This window comes from Streptomyces sp. NPDC055815, assembly GCF_053616475.1.
The window spans coordinates 16,413-31,056 of the sequence record NZ_JBSHDU010000006.1; the positions used below are offsets into that span (position 1 = coordinate 16,413).

Below are 14,644 nucleotides of genomic sequence, written 5' to 3' on the forward strand. Positions count from 1 at the left end.
GGGGGATGCGCGAGCTGCGCACCTGGGGGGCCGCCCACCCGAGGGCGGTGGACATCGGGCTCGCTCTCGTCGTGCAGGCGGCGATGACGATGCCGTTCGTGGTGCCGCGCGGGCCCGAGCTCGAACCGGCGACCTGGCCGGCGTACGGCCTGACGACCCTCACCGTGGTGCCGCTGGTGTGGCGGCGGCGCGCGCCGATGGCGGTGCTGCTCGCGATCCTGGCGACGAGCGCGCTGTACAAGCTGGCCGTCGAGGGGCCGGGGCAGCCGCTGCCGTACACGGGTCTGGTGAGCGTCTACACGATCGCGGTGCTCGCTGCGCCGTGGCAGCGGATGGTGACGGCGGGGCTCCTGGTGGTCGCGGTGCCGGCCTCGGTGTGGCTCAACACCCAGTCGGTGCGCGAACTGACCTTCTCCCTCTTCGTGTTCGGCGCGGCCTATGTCTTCGGGCGGCTCACCGACGCCCGGCAGCGGGCGCAGCGGGTGGAGGCCGAGCGGGCCGCCGCGCGCGAACGGGCCAGGATCGCCCGGGAGATGCACGACATCCTGTCGCACGCGGTGAGCCTGATGGTGGTGCAGGCGGAGGCGGGGCCGGTCGCGGTGCGGGCGGCGCCGGAGCGCGCGGAGGCGGCGTTCGAGGCGATCTCGGAGACGGGCCGGGAGGCGATGGTCCAGCTGCGGCAGATGCTGGGGCTGCTGCGCGAGGGCGGTGAGACGGCGGCCCCGCGGGAGCCGCAGCCGGACCTCGCGGACCTCCCCGCACTCCTTGAGCGGGTGCGGGCCGGGGGTCTGGCCGTCGGGTACGCGACGGAGGGCGGGGTACGGGCGCTGCCCGCCGCGACCGGCGCGAGCGTCTACCGGATCGTGCAGGAGGCGCTGACGAACGTGGTGAAGCACGCCCGGGCCCGTACCGTCGACGTGCGGCTGGCCCATGCCGACGGCGTCCTGCGGGTCACGGTGACCGACGACGGGCGCGGCCCGCAGGGCGGTCCGGGCGGGCACGGTCTGGTGGGCATCCGGGAGCGGGCCGCCGCGCACGGCGGTACGGCGGAGGCGGGCTCCGGCCCGGACGGCCGGGGGTTCGAGGTGCGGGTCCTGCTGCCCGTGGGTGAGGAGAGGGAATGACGATCCGGGTGGTGGTCGCGGACGACCAGGAACTGGTCCGCAGCGGCTTCGCGATGATCCTGGACGCGCAGCCGGACATCGAGGTGGTGGCGGAGGCCGGGGACGGCACGGAGGCGGTCGAGGCGGTGCGCCGGCTCGCGCCGGACGTGGCGCTGCTCGACATCCGGATGCCCCGGACGGACGGCATCGAGGCCTGCCGGACGATCAGCGCGGAGTCCGGCTGCCGGACGGTGATGCTGACGACCTTCGACACCGACGCGTACGTGTACGAGGCGCTGCACGCGGGCGCGAGCGGTTTCCTCCTCAAGGACGTGCGGCGGGACGACCTGGTGCACGCGGTACGGGTGGTGGCGGCGGGCGACTCGCTGCTCGCGCCGTCCGTGGCGCGGCGCCTCGTGGAGCAGTACACGGCGGGCGGGCCGCGCAGGACGACCGACTCCCGTCTCGACGTCCTGACCGGCCGGGAGCGCGAGACGCTCCTCCTCCTCGCCCGGGGCCTGTCAAACGCGGAGATCGCGGCGGAGCTGGTGGTCAGCGACCACACGGTGAAGACGCACGTGGGGAACGTGCTCGCCAAGCTGGGGCTGCGGGACCGGATCCAGGCGGTGATCTGCGCGTACGAGACGGGCCTGGTCGCGGCGGGTTCTCCCCCGCCCGGGGGAGGCGCGGGGCCCGGGTTCTCCCCCGTGCCGGGGAGGAACTGACCCCCGGAAGACCGCCGGTGCGGGCGATCCGCGGATCGCCGCAGGTCAGCAGGATGGAGCCATCGAGAACAACGGCTCACACCACCGGAGTTGACCATGAGGAAGACCGCCTCGAAGAGGACCACCCGCACCCTGCTCGCCGCCGCTCTGGTCCTGGGCGTGGCGGCCGGCCCGGCGCTCACCCCCGCCTTCGCGTCCTCGAACCCGGCGGCGACCGCCACTCAGGCCGCCTCCCCCGATCTGTCGGCGGTGATCGCGGGACTCCCCCGGGCCGACGCGACGGCCGCGCTGGTCCGGGTCGGCGGCACCGAGGGTTCCTGGCAGGGCAGCGCGGGCGTCCACGACCTGGAGTCGAACGCCCCGGCGGACCCGGCCGCCCGCTTCCGGGCCGGTTCGGTGACGAAGGTGTTCACCGCGGCGACCGTCCTCCAGCTGGCCGCCGAGGGCCGGATCGATCTGGACCGGACGGCCCGCTCGTACCTCCCGGACCTGATCCCCGGCCGCTACGCCACGGTCACCGTGCGCCAGCTCCTCAACCACACCCACGGCATCCCGGCCGCCGAGATGCCCGGGGAGACCGTCGAGGAGTGGTACGCGAACCGCTTCACCGTCCACCACCCGGAGGACCTGGTCCGCTCGGCGACGGCGCAGCCGCGCGAGTTCCGGCCGGGCACGAAGCAGCACTACCTGAACATCGGGTACACGATCGCTGGGCTGATCGTGGAGCGGGTCACGGGCGACTCGTACGAGCACCAGGTGGAGCGGCGGATCCTGCGGCCACTGGGTCTGCGGGACACGTACTTCCCGGGCGAGTCCGTCGACATCAGCGGCCCGTACAACCACGGCTACCAGACCATGAAGCTCGACGACGGCTCGACCGGGCTGCGGGACGTGTCGGTGTGGGGGGTGACGGACGGCTGGGCGGCCGGGGACCTCGTCTCGACCACGGCCGACCTGGAGCGCTTCACGCGGGTCCTGTTCCAGGGCGGTGTGGTGCGCGGTCCGCTCCTGAAGGAGATGTTCACGCTGCCGCAGGTCCCCGACTTCAAGTCCGGTGACCCGGCCGCGTACTCCGCCGGCCTGTCGATGAAGAAGCTCGGCGGCCGGGAGGTCTGGGGCAAGACCGGCGGCCGCTGGGGCTACAACACGGCCATCGCCTCGACCCGCGACGGTGCCCGCACCCTCGTCTACAGCGTCAACTCGACCGACGCGAAGGGCCAGGACATGAACCCGACGGCTCTCCGTCTGATGGTGGCGGCCTACGGTCTGCCGGGCTGAGCCGCCTCGAGTCGCTTGATCTGCCCGCGGACGTGGAGCAGCGGCAGGATCCCGATGACGCCGAAGGACATGTCGATGACCGACCACCAGAAGGGGATGTCCCGGACGGGGCCGCTGATCAGGGCGAGGGGGATGATACCGACGCAGGCGATCATGCCGAACTCGACGACCCAGATGTTGCGGACGGGGTCGCGGTAGGGGCCGTAGAACGCGACGGCGATCACGAGGTGCGCGAAGGCCAGCCAGTCGGTGCCGTAGAGCAGGTACGGGGCTTGGGCGTCGGCCGCCTCGACTCCGCCCCGCACCCGGTGGATCCACTCGGCGAGACCGGGGAACAGGTCGGCCACGGGCGAGGCCCAGCCGGCCAGGGCGGAGTCGAGGAGCCGGAGTTCGGTGACGAGCGGGAAGGCGGTGGCCCCGCTCAGGACCAGGCAGGCGACGAAGAGGATCAGCCAGACGCGGATGCGCTTGAGGAGGGCTCTCGGCCCGTTCTTGTCGCTCATGGGGACAACGTACACCCGTCTTGAACGTGTTCAGAAAGATGGGTGGGTTGTTTTTGAGCACGCTCAGAAGCGGGCGGCGACCCTGCGCCCCACGGCGTGCGAGACGACCGTCGCCCCCGCCGCCACCGCGAGCCCCGCCACCACTCCCCCGGGACCGACCGGCCGCAGCACCCCGGCCCGCCGCAGCCGGCCCCGGGCCCACAGGGAGAAGGGGATGACGACCAGCGGCGAGGTCGGCGCACCGGGCGTCGCGTCCCGCACGACGGCGGCCTGCGCGAGATGGACGAGCCCGTGCAGCCCGAAACCGGTCACCGCGCCCTGATAGAAGGCGGACCGGCCACCGGAACGCGCACCCGCCACGGCGGCCCCGCCGACGATCACCGCCATCACCCCGACGGCGGCGGCGAACTCCCGCTCGTCGACGGACTCGACGGCCGTCCACACCCGCTCCGGCACTCCGGGCCACCGCTCCCGCAGCACCGGCAGATTCTCCCGAAGCCACCGCGGCCCGCGCACGAGCTCCTCGGCGTCATGCACGGCCCAGGCGAGGAACAGGCCATAGGTGACAAGGGGGTTCACGTTCGAATTGGTCACACGTCACCATGCCGCCTGCTGAACACGTACACGCACCCCGACACAGGGTGACGCCGATCACCCGGCGGCGGAGGCGGCAGCACCGGCGTACCCTCCCGGGAGAGAACAAGCCGGCCGATCCGGAAGGGCCATGGAAATGCAACCGGACACACGCGCGTTGTGCGACACCCTGGGCCCGTTCCCCTGGCCGGAGGCATCGAGCCTGAGCCAGGTGGAACGCGATTGGCATGTTGAGCTCCCCGACGACGTGAAGGCGGTGTCGGGCCTCTACGGGGACACCCTGATCGACGACTTCCTGTTCGTCTACGGCCCGCGCACGATGAGGGAGAAGGGGGAGTGGATGAGTCGATACGTCAGCGAGAGGAACTCTCGGACGATCGTGGATCCCGTGCTCCCGTCCGCAGGGGGGATGCTCTACTGGGGCCACACGGTGGAAGGCGACCAGCTGTTCCTGGTACCGGGTTCCGACGGTGCCGCGAGTTGGACCGTCTCCGCATTCCGGCGAGGGTGGGCGGATTGGCATGTGACCGATCTCGACGTCGTCTCCTGGCTCACCGGCGTCTTCCGCGGCGAGATCGAGACCGACTGGTTCCCCGAGTGGCCCGCGCGGCACACCTTTGAGCGCTGACACGAAGACCGGTGGGATGCGGTGACCCCGTAGGACCCCGCCTCGCGCGCCGAGACACGCTCACCGCACCGCATCCCGCCGCACTCACAGCCCGACGATCGAGTTCCACCTCTTCGCGAACTCCGGGCGCTCCTCGGCCGTGATGTCCCGGGCGATGGTCAGGCGGTCGCGCATGGCGGTGTCCGGGAAGATCAGCGGGTCCTCGGCGAGGGCCACGAGTTCCTCGTCGCCGGAGTCGGCGAGGACGTTCTGGGCGGCCGGGACCGGGCAGACGTAGTTGACCCAGGCGGCGAGTTCGGCGGCGACCTCGGGCTCGTAGTAGTAGTCGACGAGCTTCTCGGCGTTGGACTTGTGCTGGGCGAGGTTGGGGATCATGAGGGACTCGGCCCACAGTTCGGCGCCCTCCTCGGGCACGACGAACTCGATGTCCGGGTTGTCGGCCTGGAGCTGGATGACGTCGCCGGAGTAGGCCTGGCAGGCGAGGACGTCGCCGGTGGACAGGTCCTTGATGTAGTCGTTGCCGGTGAAGCGCCGGATGTGCTTGGTCCGGACGAGCCCCTCGACCTGCTCGCACAGGGCGTGGAAGTCGTCGCCGGTCCAGCGGGACACGTCGACGCCGTTGCCCATCAGGAGCAGCGCCATGGACTCGTCGAGGCCGGAGAGCAGGGTGACCTTGCCGCGCAGGTCGTCGGCCCACAGTTCCTTGGTGGAGCGCAGTTCCCTGCCGAGCTTCCTGCGGTTGTACGCGATGCCGGTGATCCCGGACTGCCAGGGCACGCTGTGCCGCCGGCCGGGGTCGAAGGCGGGCTCGGCGAGCTGCGGGTCGAGGTGCTTCGCGACGTTCGGCTGGGCGGCGCGGTCCATCTCCTGGACCCAGCCGAGGCGGACGAAGCGGGCGGCCATCCAGTCGCTGACGACGATCAGATCGCGCCCGGTCTCCTGGTGGTTCATCAGGGACGGGCTGATCTTGCCGAAGAACTCGTCGTTGTCGTTGATCTCCTCGGTGTACCGGACGGAGATCCCGGTCCGACCGCGGAAGGCGTCCAGGGTGGGCCGCTTCGAGGTGTCCTCGTCGTCGGTGTCGATGTACAGCGGCCAGTTGGCGAATTCGAGCGTCCGGTCGCGCGCCGAGAGGTCCCGGCCCGACCGCTCGCCCTCCTCGACGTAGGCGGCGGGGACCCCGCAGCCGGCGAGCAGGGTCGCGGCCCCGGCGCCGCCGATGCCGCGGAGGAGGGACCGGCGGGACACGTGTTTCCTGGCTGTCGCTCTCACCCGAGCAGCATCCCGGCCCGCCGCGACCTGCGGCAATGGACGGTCCGTCGAGCGACGGAGCGCGGCCCCGACACCCTGTCGATCATGGGTGCCGGGGCCGCGCGGGGGGCTGGGGGGATCAGCCCAGAGAGGTCATGACGTGCTTGATGCGCGTGTAGTCCTCGAAGCCGTAGGAGGAGAGGTCCTTGCCGTAGCCGGACTTCTTGTAGCCGCCGTGGGGCATCTCGGCGACGAGCGGGATGTGGGTGTTGATCCACACGCAGCCGAAGTCGAGGGCCTTGGACATGCGCATCGCGCGCGCGTGGTCCTTGGTCCAGACGGAGGAGGCGAGGGCGTACTCGACGCCGTTCGCGAACTCCAGGGCCTGGGCCTCGTCCGTGAAGGACTGGACGGTGATGACCGGGCCGAAGACCTCGTTCTGGACGATCTCGTCGTCCTGCTTGAGGCCGGAGACGACGGTCGGGGCGTAGAAGTAACCCTTGTCACCGACGCGGTGACCGCCGGCCTCGACCTTGGCGTGGGCCGGGAGACGGTCGATGAAGCCGGTGACCTGCTTCAGCTGGTTGGCGTTGTTGAGCGGGCCGTACAGCACGTCCTCGTCGTCCGGCTGGCCGGTCTTCGTCTCGGCGGCGGCCTTGGCGAGGGCGGCGACGAACTCGTCGTGGATGGACTCGTGCACGAGGACACGGGTCGCGGCCGTACAGTCCTGGCCGGCGTTGAAGAAGCCCGCGACCGAGATGTCGCCGACGGCGGCCTCGATGTCGGTGTCCTCGAAGACGACGACCGGGGCCTTGCCGCCCAGCTCCAGGTGGACGCGCTTGACGTCCTTGGCCGCCGACTCGGCGACCTGCATGCCGGCGCGGACCGAGCCGGTGATGGAGGCCATCGCCGGGGTCGGGTGCTCGACCATGGCCTTGCCGGTCTCGCGGTCGCCGCAGACGACGTTGAAGACGCCCTTGGGGACGATCTGGCCGATGATCTCGGCCATCAGGACGGTCGACGCGGGGGTCGTGTCCGAGGGCTTGAGGACGACGGTGTTGCCCGCGGCGAGGGCCGGGGCGAACTTCCACACGGCCATCATCATCGGGTAGTTCCACGGCGCGACCTGCGCGCAGACGCCGACCGGCTCGCGGCGGATGATGGAGGTCATGCCCTCCATGTACTCGCCGGCGGACTTGCCCTCGAGCATCCGGGCGGCACCCGCGAAGAAGCGGATCTGGTCCACCATCGGCGGGATCTCCTCGCTCGCGGTGAGAGCGACCGGCTTGCCGGTGTTCTCGACCTCGGCGGCGACGAGCTCCTCGGCCCGCTCCTCGAAGGCGTCGGCGATCTTGAGGAGCACCTTCTGGCGCTCGGACGGCGTGCTGTCACGCCAGGCGGGGAAGGCGGCCGCCGCGGCCTCCATGGCGGCGTCGACGTCGGCCTGCCCGGAGAGCGGGGAGGTGGCGTACACCTCGCCGGTGGCCGGGTTGACCACCTCGATGGTGCGGCCGTCGGCCGCGTCGCGGAACTCCCCGTTGATGTAGTTACGCAGCCGGCGCAGCTCGGTGGTCACTTGCCACCCCTCCTGTCACGTTCTGTCTTCGCACGTCCTTGTGCGGGGTCCCGATGGGCGAGACACCTCAGCCTAATCGCTCGACAGACGCTTTCAACAGCCCCGACCCCCCTCAACTTCGGATTCAGCAAGATCTGGAGCCCGTCACAACGAATTTCATCGCTCTGGGCTTGCACGACGGACAATCTCGGTGCACAGTGAAGTCGTGGCCAGTCGAAGCACAGACTCCAGAACCGGAACCGGTTCGTCCCCGACGATCGATGCCGTCTCCCTGGCGATCATCGAACAGCTCCAGCAGGACGGACGCCGTCCCTACGCGGCGATCGGAAAGGCCGTCGGCCTCTCCGAAGCAGCCGTGAGGCAACGCGTCCAGAAGCTGCTCGACCAGGGCGTCATGCAGATCGTCGCCGTCACCGACCCGCTCACCGTGGGATTCCGGCGGCAGGCGATGGTCGGCATCAACGTCGAGGGTGACCTGGATCCGGTAGCGGACGCACTGACGGCCATGGCCGAATGCGAGTACGTGGTGATGACCGCGGGCTCCTTCGACCTGATGGTGGAGATCGTCTGTGAGGACGACGATCACCTGCTGGATGTGATCAACAAGCGCATCCGCACACTCCCCGGCGTGCGCTCCACGGAGAGCTTCGTCTACCTCAAGCTCAAGAAGCAGACCTATATGTGGGGAACTCGATAACCGTGACCCAGGACCTGTCCAAGACCGCGTACGACCACCTGTGGATGCACTTCACCCGCATGTCGTCCTACGAGAACAACCCCGTCCCCACCATCGTGCGTGGTGAGGGCACCTACATCTTCGACGACAAGGGCAAGCGCTACCTCGACGGTCTCGCGGGTCTCTTCGTGGTCAACGCCGGACACGGCCGCCAGGAGCTGGCCGAGGTCGCGTACAAGCAGGCCCAGGAGCTCGCGTTCTTCCCCGTGTGGTCGTACGCGCACCCCAAGGCCGTGGAGCTCGCCGAGCGCCTCGCGGACTACGCCCCGGGCGACCTCAACAAGGTCTTCTTCACCACCGGTGGCGGCGAGGCCGTCGAGACCGCCTGGAAGCTCGCCAAGCAGTACTTCAAGCTGCAGGGCAAGCACACCAAGTACAAGGTCATCTCGCGTGCGGTCGCCTACCACGGCACCCCGCAGGGCGCCCTGTCCATCACCGGTCTGCCGGCCCTGAAGGCCCCCTTCGAGCCGCTGGTCCCCGGCGCGCACAAGGTGCCGAACACCAACATCTACCGCGCCCCGATCCACGGCGACGACCCCGAGGCCTTCGGCCGCTGGGCCGCCGACCAGATCGAGCAGCAGATCCTCTTCGAGGGCCCCGAGACCGTCGCGGCCGTCTTCCTGGAGCCGGTGCAGAACGCCGGTGGCTGCTTCCCGCCGCCGCCCGGCTACTTCCAGCGCGTCCGCGAGATCTGCGACCAGTACGACGTGCTGCTCGTCTCCGACGAGACGATCTGCGCCTTCGGCCGCCTCGGCACGATGTTCGCCTGTGACAAGTTCGGCTACGTGCCGGACATGATCACCTGCGCCAAGGGCATGACCTCGGGCTACTCCCCGATCGGTGCCTGCATCGTCTCGGACCGCATCGCCGAGCCGTTCTACAAGGGCGACAACACCTTCCTGCACGGCTACACCTTCGGTGGCCACCCGGTGTCGTCGGCGGTCGCCATCGCCAACCTCGACATCTTCGACAAGGAAGGCCTCAACCAGCACGTGCTGGACAACGAGGGCGCCTTCTACTCGACGCTGTCGAAGCTGCACGACCTGCCGATCGTCGGCGACGTCCGCGGCAACGGCTTCTTCTACGGCATCGAGCTCGTCAAGGACAAGGCCACCAAGGAGTCCTTCAACGACGAGGAGGTGGAGCGCGTCCTGTACGGCTTCCTCTCCAAGGCGCTGTACGACGCCGGCCTGTACTGCCGCGCCGACGACCGTGGCGACCCGGTCATCCAGCTGGCCCCGCCGCTGATCGCCGACCAGGGCACCTTCGACGAGATCGAGGGCATCCTGCGCAACGTGCTCACCGAGGCGTGGACCAAGCTCTGAGCACCGAGCTGTAAGCACCGAGCTGCGAGCACGAAGCTGCGAGCAGGACGCTGCGAACAGGACGCTGTAAGGACCGAACCACGGCGGTCCCCCCAGCATCACGCCGCCCTCACGGCGTGACCCCCACGGCCCGGGTATGCCGCCATCCGAGTGGATGGCGGCTGCCCGGGCCGTGTGCTGTCCGTACAACCGGATCTGAATCCTTACGGTGCCGAGTGACCGACAGGCCCGTCCCTTCGTTCCCCCGGACGGGGGAAGGCGAGTATCGGATCCGACATCGAGGTGTACGCGATGGCCCCACCGGACAACGACGTGCTCTGGGCGCGTTCCCTGCACTGCGAACTGGGCGGTTCGGACGCCCTCAGCGGCGTCTCCCTCGGCGTCCGCGAAGGCGAGATCCTCGCCGTCGTCGGCCCCCGCGGCAGCGGCAAGACCACCCTCCTGCGCTGCCTCTCCGGCCAGCTCGTCGCCCAGCGCGGCGAGGTCTGGTTCAACAGCGGCCCCGTGCACACCCTGGGCCCCGCCCAGCGCGAACGGCTCCGCCGCGACCGCTTCGGCTGGATCGACCCCGAGCCCGGCCTCGTCCCCGAGCTCACCGGCTGGGAGAACACCGCCCTGCCCCTGCTGCTCCGCGGGACCTCCCACCGGGCCGCGAAGACCACCGCCACGGAATGGCTGGAGCGGCTCGACATCGGCGGCTGCGCCCGCAAGCGGCCGCACGCCCTCACCCACTCCCAGCGCCAGCGCATCGCGATCGCCCGCGCCCTGGTCACCACCCCGTCGGTCCTCTTCGCCGACGAACCCACCGCCACCCTGCACCGGGCCGACGGCGCGCAGGTCCTGCGCACACTGACGGCAGCGGCCCGCTCCCACGGCATCACCGTGCTCCTCGCCACCCACGACGGCGAGGTCGCCGCGCTCGCCGACCGCACCGTCACCCTGCTCGACGGACGCCGGGTCGGCGCCGTACCCCCGGCGTCAGGGGCGGAGGGCGTCGCCGCGTGCTCGCTCTCCGTCTAGCCCGCGGGACCCACCCCCTCGTCCTCACGCGCCGGCTCCTCGTCGCCGCGGCGGCCGCGGGGGTGGGCTTCCTCCTGCTCTGCACCCTCGGATACGCCGTCGGACACCCGGACCGGTCCTCGACCTCGGTGCTGCGGCTGCTCTGGTGCGCCCTGCCGCTCGCCGCCACCGTCCAGTTCGCCGTCGCCGTGGCCCGCACCGACCCCAGCACCCGGCCCCGCCCCGGACTCTCCGCCGTCGGCCTCGGCCCCGCCCGGCTCACCGCCATCGCCGCCGCCTCGACGGCCGTCGCCTGCACGCTGGGCTCCACGGTCGCGCTCCTGTTCTATCTGCACCTGCGCGGTGACATCACCGGCCTGCCCTTCGACGGGGCCGCCGCCGAGCTCCTCGCCGCCGACCAGCCGATCCCGCTCGCCGCCGCCCTCACCCTGCTGGCCGTCCTGCCGGTCGTCGCCGCCACCGCGGCCGGCCTCGCACTGCGCCCCCGCACCGCGCCCGCCGCGCCCGAAGGCGCCGAGAAGACGATGCCGTCCGGGCTGCCCTGGGGGATCGCCCTCGTCGCGATCGGCCTCGCGATCGAGACGTACGCGGCCCAGGGCGACTCCCGGAGCGGGCTTCCGCTGCCGGGCGGCTTCGACGGCAACCCGGCGGGCGTCCTCGCCGGCTGGGTCCTCACCGCCGTCGGCCTCGCCATGGCGGGCCCGGGCCTCACGTACGGCTGCGGCCGGCTCCTCCAGGCCGTCCGGCCGGGCGCCACGCGGCTGCTCGCGGGCCGCGTCCTGATGGACGAGTCCCGCCGTATCGGCCGGCCCCTCGGCGTGGTCAGCGCGGTGCTCTCCGGCCTCCTCGCGGCGTCGGAGCTGTACGCGGCGGACGGCGCCGACTCCTTCGGCCCGCTCACCGGCCTCGGCGCCTCCCTGATCCTGGCCTGCACCACCGCGAGCCTCCTGACCGCCGCGCTGGAGTCCCGGCAGGGCCGCGCCCACACCACCGAGGCCCTCCTCCGCATCGGCGCCCCGCCCACGGTCCTGCGCACGGCGGCTCTGCTGCGCGCGGGCGCGCTGTTCGCCGTCTTCGCGCCGCTGACCTGGGCGGTGGCGGAAATGGCGGCGCTGCCGCTGACGGGCTGAGCGCTCCGTAGGCCGGATCGGGGAGCGGTGCCACGAGGGGCCGCCCGTCACGGCGGCCCCTATCGTGGGCCCATGGCGACGCTTCCCCCGGCACACCGCCCGCCCGGACCGCGCGGGCACGGACGCGAGATCCACACCCTCGCCGAGTTCGACGCGGCGCTCGCCCGCCCCGGCTCGCTCGCCGGACACCGGATCCAGTCGCTCGACCTCACCGGCCGGACCTTCGCCCTGCTCACCGCCGTCACCGCCGATGCCGTCTTCCTCGGCTGCCCCATGGAGCCGGAGGCCGCCGCCAAGGTCCGCGCCGACGGGGCCCTCGTCTTCCCGCCCGTCCCCGAGCTGCCCTTCGACCCGTACCGGGCCAGGCTCTACACCCCCGAGGAACTCTTCGCGGGGATCGCCGAGACCGGGTACGAGTCGACGCCCGACTTCCTCGCGTACGCGTGGTTCGGCCGGACCAGGGCCGACGGCGACATCCTCGCCTCGATGCTCCGCTCCCTCCACGACGACGCCGTCTCCGACGCCCTCGACGAACACCTCGACGGGGCCCGGGTCGTCGGCGTCATGGGCGGGCACGCGATGGGCCGGGGCACCGAGGCGTACGCGGGTGCCGCCCGGCTCGGCAGGACCCTGGCCCGCGCCGGGCACACCGTGGCGACCGGCGGCGGACCGGGCGCGATGGAGGCCGCGAACCTCGGCGCGTACCTGGCGCCCCACGGGGACGAGGCCCTCGCCTCCTCGCTGGACCTCCTCGCCAGGGCCCCGTCCTTCACCCCGTCGGTGACGGACTGGGCGCGGGCGGCTTTCGCGGTACGGGCCCTGTGGCCGCGCGGCGGGGACTCGGTCGGCATCCCGACCTGGTTCTACGGCCACGAGCCGCCGAACCCGTTCGCCGCGCACATCGCCAAGTACTTCGCGAACGCCACCCGGGAGGACGGGCTGCTCGCCCGCTCGACGGCGGGCATCGTCTTCCTGCCGGGCGCGGCGGGCACGGTCCAGGAGATCTTCGACAACGCGACCCCGAACTACTACGGCTCCCGGGGGACCCCGACCCCGATGGTCCTGGTGAACCGCGCCCACTGGACCACCCACCTCCCGGCCTGGCCCCTCCTGGAATCCCTCGCGACCGGCCGCCCGATGGCAGCGCGGATCGCCCTGGTGGACTCCATCGACGAGGCCCCGGAGGCGCTGAAACGCCTGGGGGCGTAGCCCCCCCGTTGTGGGCATGCGTTCCGCCGGGGCGGAACGGGTGGGCACAACGGAACGGCGCCCTTGCCGGCGCCAGAGGCTCCCGCGCCTGAACCCGCACCACCAGCTCGGTACACGGGGTGCGGCTCCAGGCGCGGAACGCGGAGGCGCCGCGAGAGCGCGCCGTCCCGTGTGCCCACCCGTCCCGCCCCAGCGGGACGATTGCCCACACGGCGGTGGGCCGGGGCACCGCCCAGCCCGGCGCGGGCGCCACACGGCGCGTGGGCGCCCCCAGACCTCCACCGGCTCCCGCCGACCCCGGCCGCGGCCCTGGGCGCGGTGCTGTGGGGCTGCGCGGCCCTGGCCCACCGCCGCCGAGCCCTGGGCACATGCCCGTACTGCGGCGGGCGCGGCCACCGCCCCGGAATCGCGGAGACCGGGCTCGCCTCCCGCGCCGGTCTCGTCGCGGTCGGCGCCCTCGTCCCGTACACCGTCCTGAAGACGCTCTGGGCGCTGGGCGTCACCCCCGGCTACACGGGCACCGGCCGCCCGGGCGCCGACCCGGAGTACACCAGCGACCTCGGGCTCTGGCTGTACGACCACGGCGTCGACGTCACCGCAGTCCTGGCCCTGGCAGGCATGGCCCTCGCGCTCGCGCTGACCCGTCCCTGGGGCCGGGCACTGCCCCGGCTCCCGCTGCTCGCTCTCGGTTGGGCCGGGGCGGGCGCGCTCGCCCCGTTCGGCGCCTTCCTGGCCGCGTTCGGCGTGCTGGCGTGGACGGGCGTGATCAGCGTGGGCATGGCGGACCACGCCCCCTGGGTGGTCGCCGTCGCCTACGGAGGCTTCTGCGGCTACGGCCTCGCCCTCGGCCGGGTCACCCACGCCTACCAGCGGGCGACCCGGAGGAGCTGCGTACGCTGCTAGCCGCTCACTTCCGCCAGAACAGATAGTGCGTCACCCGGCCGCCCGGACTGGGCACCACATCGCAGTGGAAGCGGTCGAACAGCTCCTCCGGCGACTCCCACAGCCGCGACCCCGAGCCCAGCTTCACCGGCGAGACCGCCACGTGCAGCGTGTCGACGAGGTCGGCGTCCAGGAACTCCCGGATCGTGGAGGCGCCGCCGCCGAGGCGGACGTCCTTGCCTCCCGCGGCCTCCTTCGCCATGCCGAGCACCGTCTCCGGGTCCGCGTCGACGAAGTGGAACGTCGTGTCGGAGAGCGTGAACGACGGACGCGGGTGGTGGGTCAGCACGAAGACCGGCGTGTGGAACGGCGGCTCGTCCCCCCACCAGCCGCGCCAGTCCTCGTTCTCCCAGGGCCCGCGCAGCGGGGAGAACTTGTTGCGGCCCATGATCTCGGCGCCGATGTTCCGCGCGAAGTCCCGCGTCAGGTAGTCGTCGAGGCCCCGGCTGCCGCCCGGATCGGTCCGCATCGGCCAGCTGGCCGTCGCGCCGGCCCAGGAGAACATCTCCCCGGGATCGGCGTGCCCGAACGGCCGCTCCAGACTCTGGCCCTCGCCGGCGCCGAATCCGTCGGCGGAGACGTTGAAGTTCTGGACTCTGAGCAACTGGCCCACGGTCTTCCTCC

General features: G+C 71.9%; 15 protein-coding genes. 10 read left to right on the top strand and 5 right to left on the bottom strand.

What is annotated here, in order from left to right:
* The first annotated feature begins 5 nt into the window (after window positions 1-5).
* The 3 genes from ACWGN5_RS06310 (at window position 6) to ACWGN5_RS06320 (ending at window position 3,106) form a co-directional block, all read left to right on the top strand.
* Window positions 6-1,124 carry a sensor histidine kinase gene (locus ACWGN5_RS06310; RefSeq protein ID WP_453511697.1) on the top strand — a complete coding sequence of 373 codons (1,119 nt, stop codon included), beginning with the start codon at window positions 6-8 and terminating at the stop codon, window positions 1,122-1,124.
* Entirely contained in the window at window positions 1,121-1,828 is a 708-nt protein-coding gene (locus tag ACWGN5_RS06315; protein WP_453511698.1) for a response regulator, read from the top strand. Before ACWGN5_RS06310 ends, ACWGN5_RS06315 begins: the two co-directional genes overlap by 4 nt.
* A gap of 96 nt (window positions 1,829-1,924) precedes the next feature.
* Window positions 1,925-3,106, top strand: coding sequence for a serine hydrolase domain-containing protein (locus tag ACWGN5_RS06320; RefSeq protein WP_453511699.1), 1,182 nt, complete (start codon window positions 1,925-1,927; stop codon window positions 3,104-3,106).
* On the opposite strand, the gene ACWGN5_RS06325 is transcribed toward ACWGN5_RS06320, so the two are convergent.
* Together ACWGN5_RS06325 and ACWGN5_RS06330 are read right to left on the bottom strand one after the other, a co-directional pair.
* A complete protein-coding gene (locus ACWGN5_RS06325; RefSeq protein ID WP_453511700.1) occupies window positions 3,088-3,609 on the bottom strand; it encodes a hypothetical protein in 522 nt (173 codons plus the stop codon). The genes ACWGN5_RS06320 and ACWGN5_RS06325 overlap by 19 nt on opposite strands.
* 63 nt (window positions 3,610-3,672) lie before the next feature.
* Window positions 3,673-4,188: an HXXEE domain-containing protein gene (locus tag ACWGN5_RS06330; protein ID WP_453511701.1), complete on the bottom strand. Its 516-nt coding sequence runs from the start codon at window positions 4,186-4,188 to the stop codon at window positions 3,673-3,675.
* A 145-nt stretch (window positions 4,189-4,333) separates the two neighbouring features.
* Between ACWGN5_RS06330 and ACWGN5_RS06335 the strand changes: the two genes are divergently transcribed.
* Complete coding sequence (locus ACWGN5_RS06335; protein ID WP_453511703.1) at window positions 4,334-4,831, top strand: hypothetical protein; 498 nt, start codon at window positions 4,334-4,336, stop codon at window positions 4,829-4,831.
* 84 nt (window positions 4,832-4,915) lie between these two features.
* Here ACWGN5_RS06335 and ACWGN5_RS06340 read toward each other — a convergent pair whose 3' ends face one another.
* Both ACWGN5_RS06340 and ACWGN5_RS06345 read right to left on the bottom strand, forming a co-directional pair.
* Window positions 4,916-6,079, bottom strand: coding sequence for an ABC transporter substrate-binding protein (locus ACWGN5_RS06340; protein WP_453511705.1), 1,164 nt, complete (start codon window positions 6,077-6,079; stop codon window positions 4,916-4,918).
* 142 nt (window positions 6,080-6,221) lie between these two features.
* A complete protein-coding gene (locus ACWGN5_RS06345; RefSeq protein WP_453511706.1) occupies window positions 6,222-7,658 on the bottom strand; it encodes a gamma-aminobutyraldehyde dehydrogenase in 1,437 nt (478 codons plus the stop codon).
* A gap of 190 nt (window positions 7,659-7,848) precedes the next feature.
* Between ACWGN5_RS06345 and ACWGN5_RS06350 the strand changes: the two genes are divergently transcribed.
* The 6 genes from ACWGN5_RS06350 (at window position 7,849) to ACWGN5_RS06375 (ending at window position 13,981) form a co-directional block, all read left to right on the top strand.
* Entirely contained in the window at window positions 7,849-8,355 is a 507-nt protein-coding gene (locus ACWGN5_RS06350; RefSeq protein WP_265864573.1) for an Lrp/AsnC family transcriptional regulator, read from the top strand.
* Window positions 8,340-9,719, top strand: coding sequence for an aspartate aminotransferase family protein (locus tag ACWGN5_RS06355; protein WP_174518292.1), 1,380 nt, complete (start codon window positions 8,340-8,342; stop codon window positions 9,717-9,719). The genes ACWGN5_RS06350 and ACWGN5_RS06355 overlap by 16 nt, the downstream gene beginning before the upstream one ends.
* Before the next feature lie 291 nt (window positions 9,720-10,010).
* On the top strand, window positions 10,011-10,739 hold the full coding sequence (locus ACWGN5_RS06360; RefSeq protein ID WP_453511708.1) for an ABC transporter ATP-binding protein: 729 nt from the start codon (window positions 10,011-10,013) through the stop codon (window positions 10,737-10,739).
* Window positions 10,721-11,869, top strand: a complete 1,149-nt coding sequence (locus ACWGN5_RS06365) for a hypothetical protein (protein WP_453511709.1) — start codon at window positions 10,721-10,723, stop codon at window positions 11,867-11,869. The genes ACWGN5_RS06360 and ACWGN5_RS06365 overlap by 19 nt, the downstream gene beginning before the upstream one ends.
* A 72-nt stretch (window positions 11,870-11,941) precedes the next feature.
* Window positions 11,942-13,078 (top strand): LOG family protein, encoded by a 1,137-nt coding sequence (locus ACWGN5_RS06370; RefSeq protein ID WP_453511710.1) that lies wholly within the window; start codon window positions 11,942-11,944, stop codon window positions 13,076-13,078.
* A gap of 318 nt (window positions 13,079-13,396) precedes the next feature.
* Window positions 13,397-13,981 carry a hypothetical protein gene (locus tag ACWGN5_RS06375; RefSeq protein WP_453511711.1) on the top strand — a complete coding sequence of 195 codons (585 nt, stop codon included), beginning with the start codon at window positions 13,397-13,399 and terminating at the stop codon, window positions 13,979-13,981.
* A gap of 4 nt (window positions 13,982-13,985) precedes the next feature.
* Here the strand turns inward: ACWGN5_RS06375 and ACWGN5_RS06380 are convergent, their stop codons facing one another.
* A complete protein-coding gene (locus ACWGN5_RS06380) occupies window positions 13,986-14,633 on the bottom strand; it encodes a dihydrofolate reductase family protein (protein ID WP_453511712.1) in 648 nt (215 codons plus the stop codon).
* Window positions 14,634-14,644 lie beyond the last annotated feature (11 nt).

Bases quoted from the DNA above. Each gene is read 5' to 3' on its own strand.
- ACWGN5_RS06315 (WP_453511698.1), top strand. From the start codon at position 1,121: ATGACGATCCGGGTGGTGGTCGCGGACGACCAGGAACTGGTCCGCAGC.
- ACWGN5_RS06370 (WP_453511710.1), top strand. From the start codon at position 11,942: ATGGCGACGCTTCCCCCGGCACACCGCCCGCCCGGACCGCGCGGGCAC.
- ACWGN5_RS06310 (WP_453511697.1), top strand. From the start codon at position 6: ATGCGCGAGCTGCGCACCTGGGGGGCCGCCCACCCGAGGGCGGTGGAC.
- ACWGN5_RS06325 (WP_453511700.1), bottom strand. From the start codon at position 3,609: ATGAGCGACAAGAACGGGCCGAGAGCCCTCCTCAAGCGCATCCGCGTC.
- ACWGN5_RS06360 (WP_453511708.1), top strand. From the start codon at position 10,011: ATGGCCCCACCGGACAACGACGTGCTCTGGGCGCGTTCCCTGCACTGC.
- ACWGN5_RS06320 (WP_453511699.1), top strand. From the start codon at position 1,925: ATGAGGAAGACCGCCTCGAAGAGGACCACCCGCACCCTGCTCGCCGCC.
- ACWGN5_RS06335 (WP_453511703.1), top strand. From the start codon at position 4,334: ATGGAAATGCAACCGGACACACGCGCGTTGTGCGACACCCTGGGCCCG.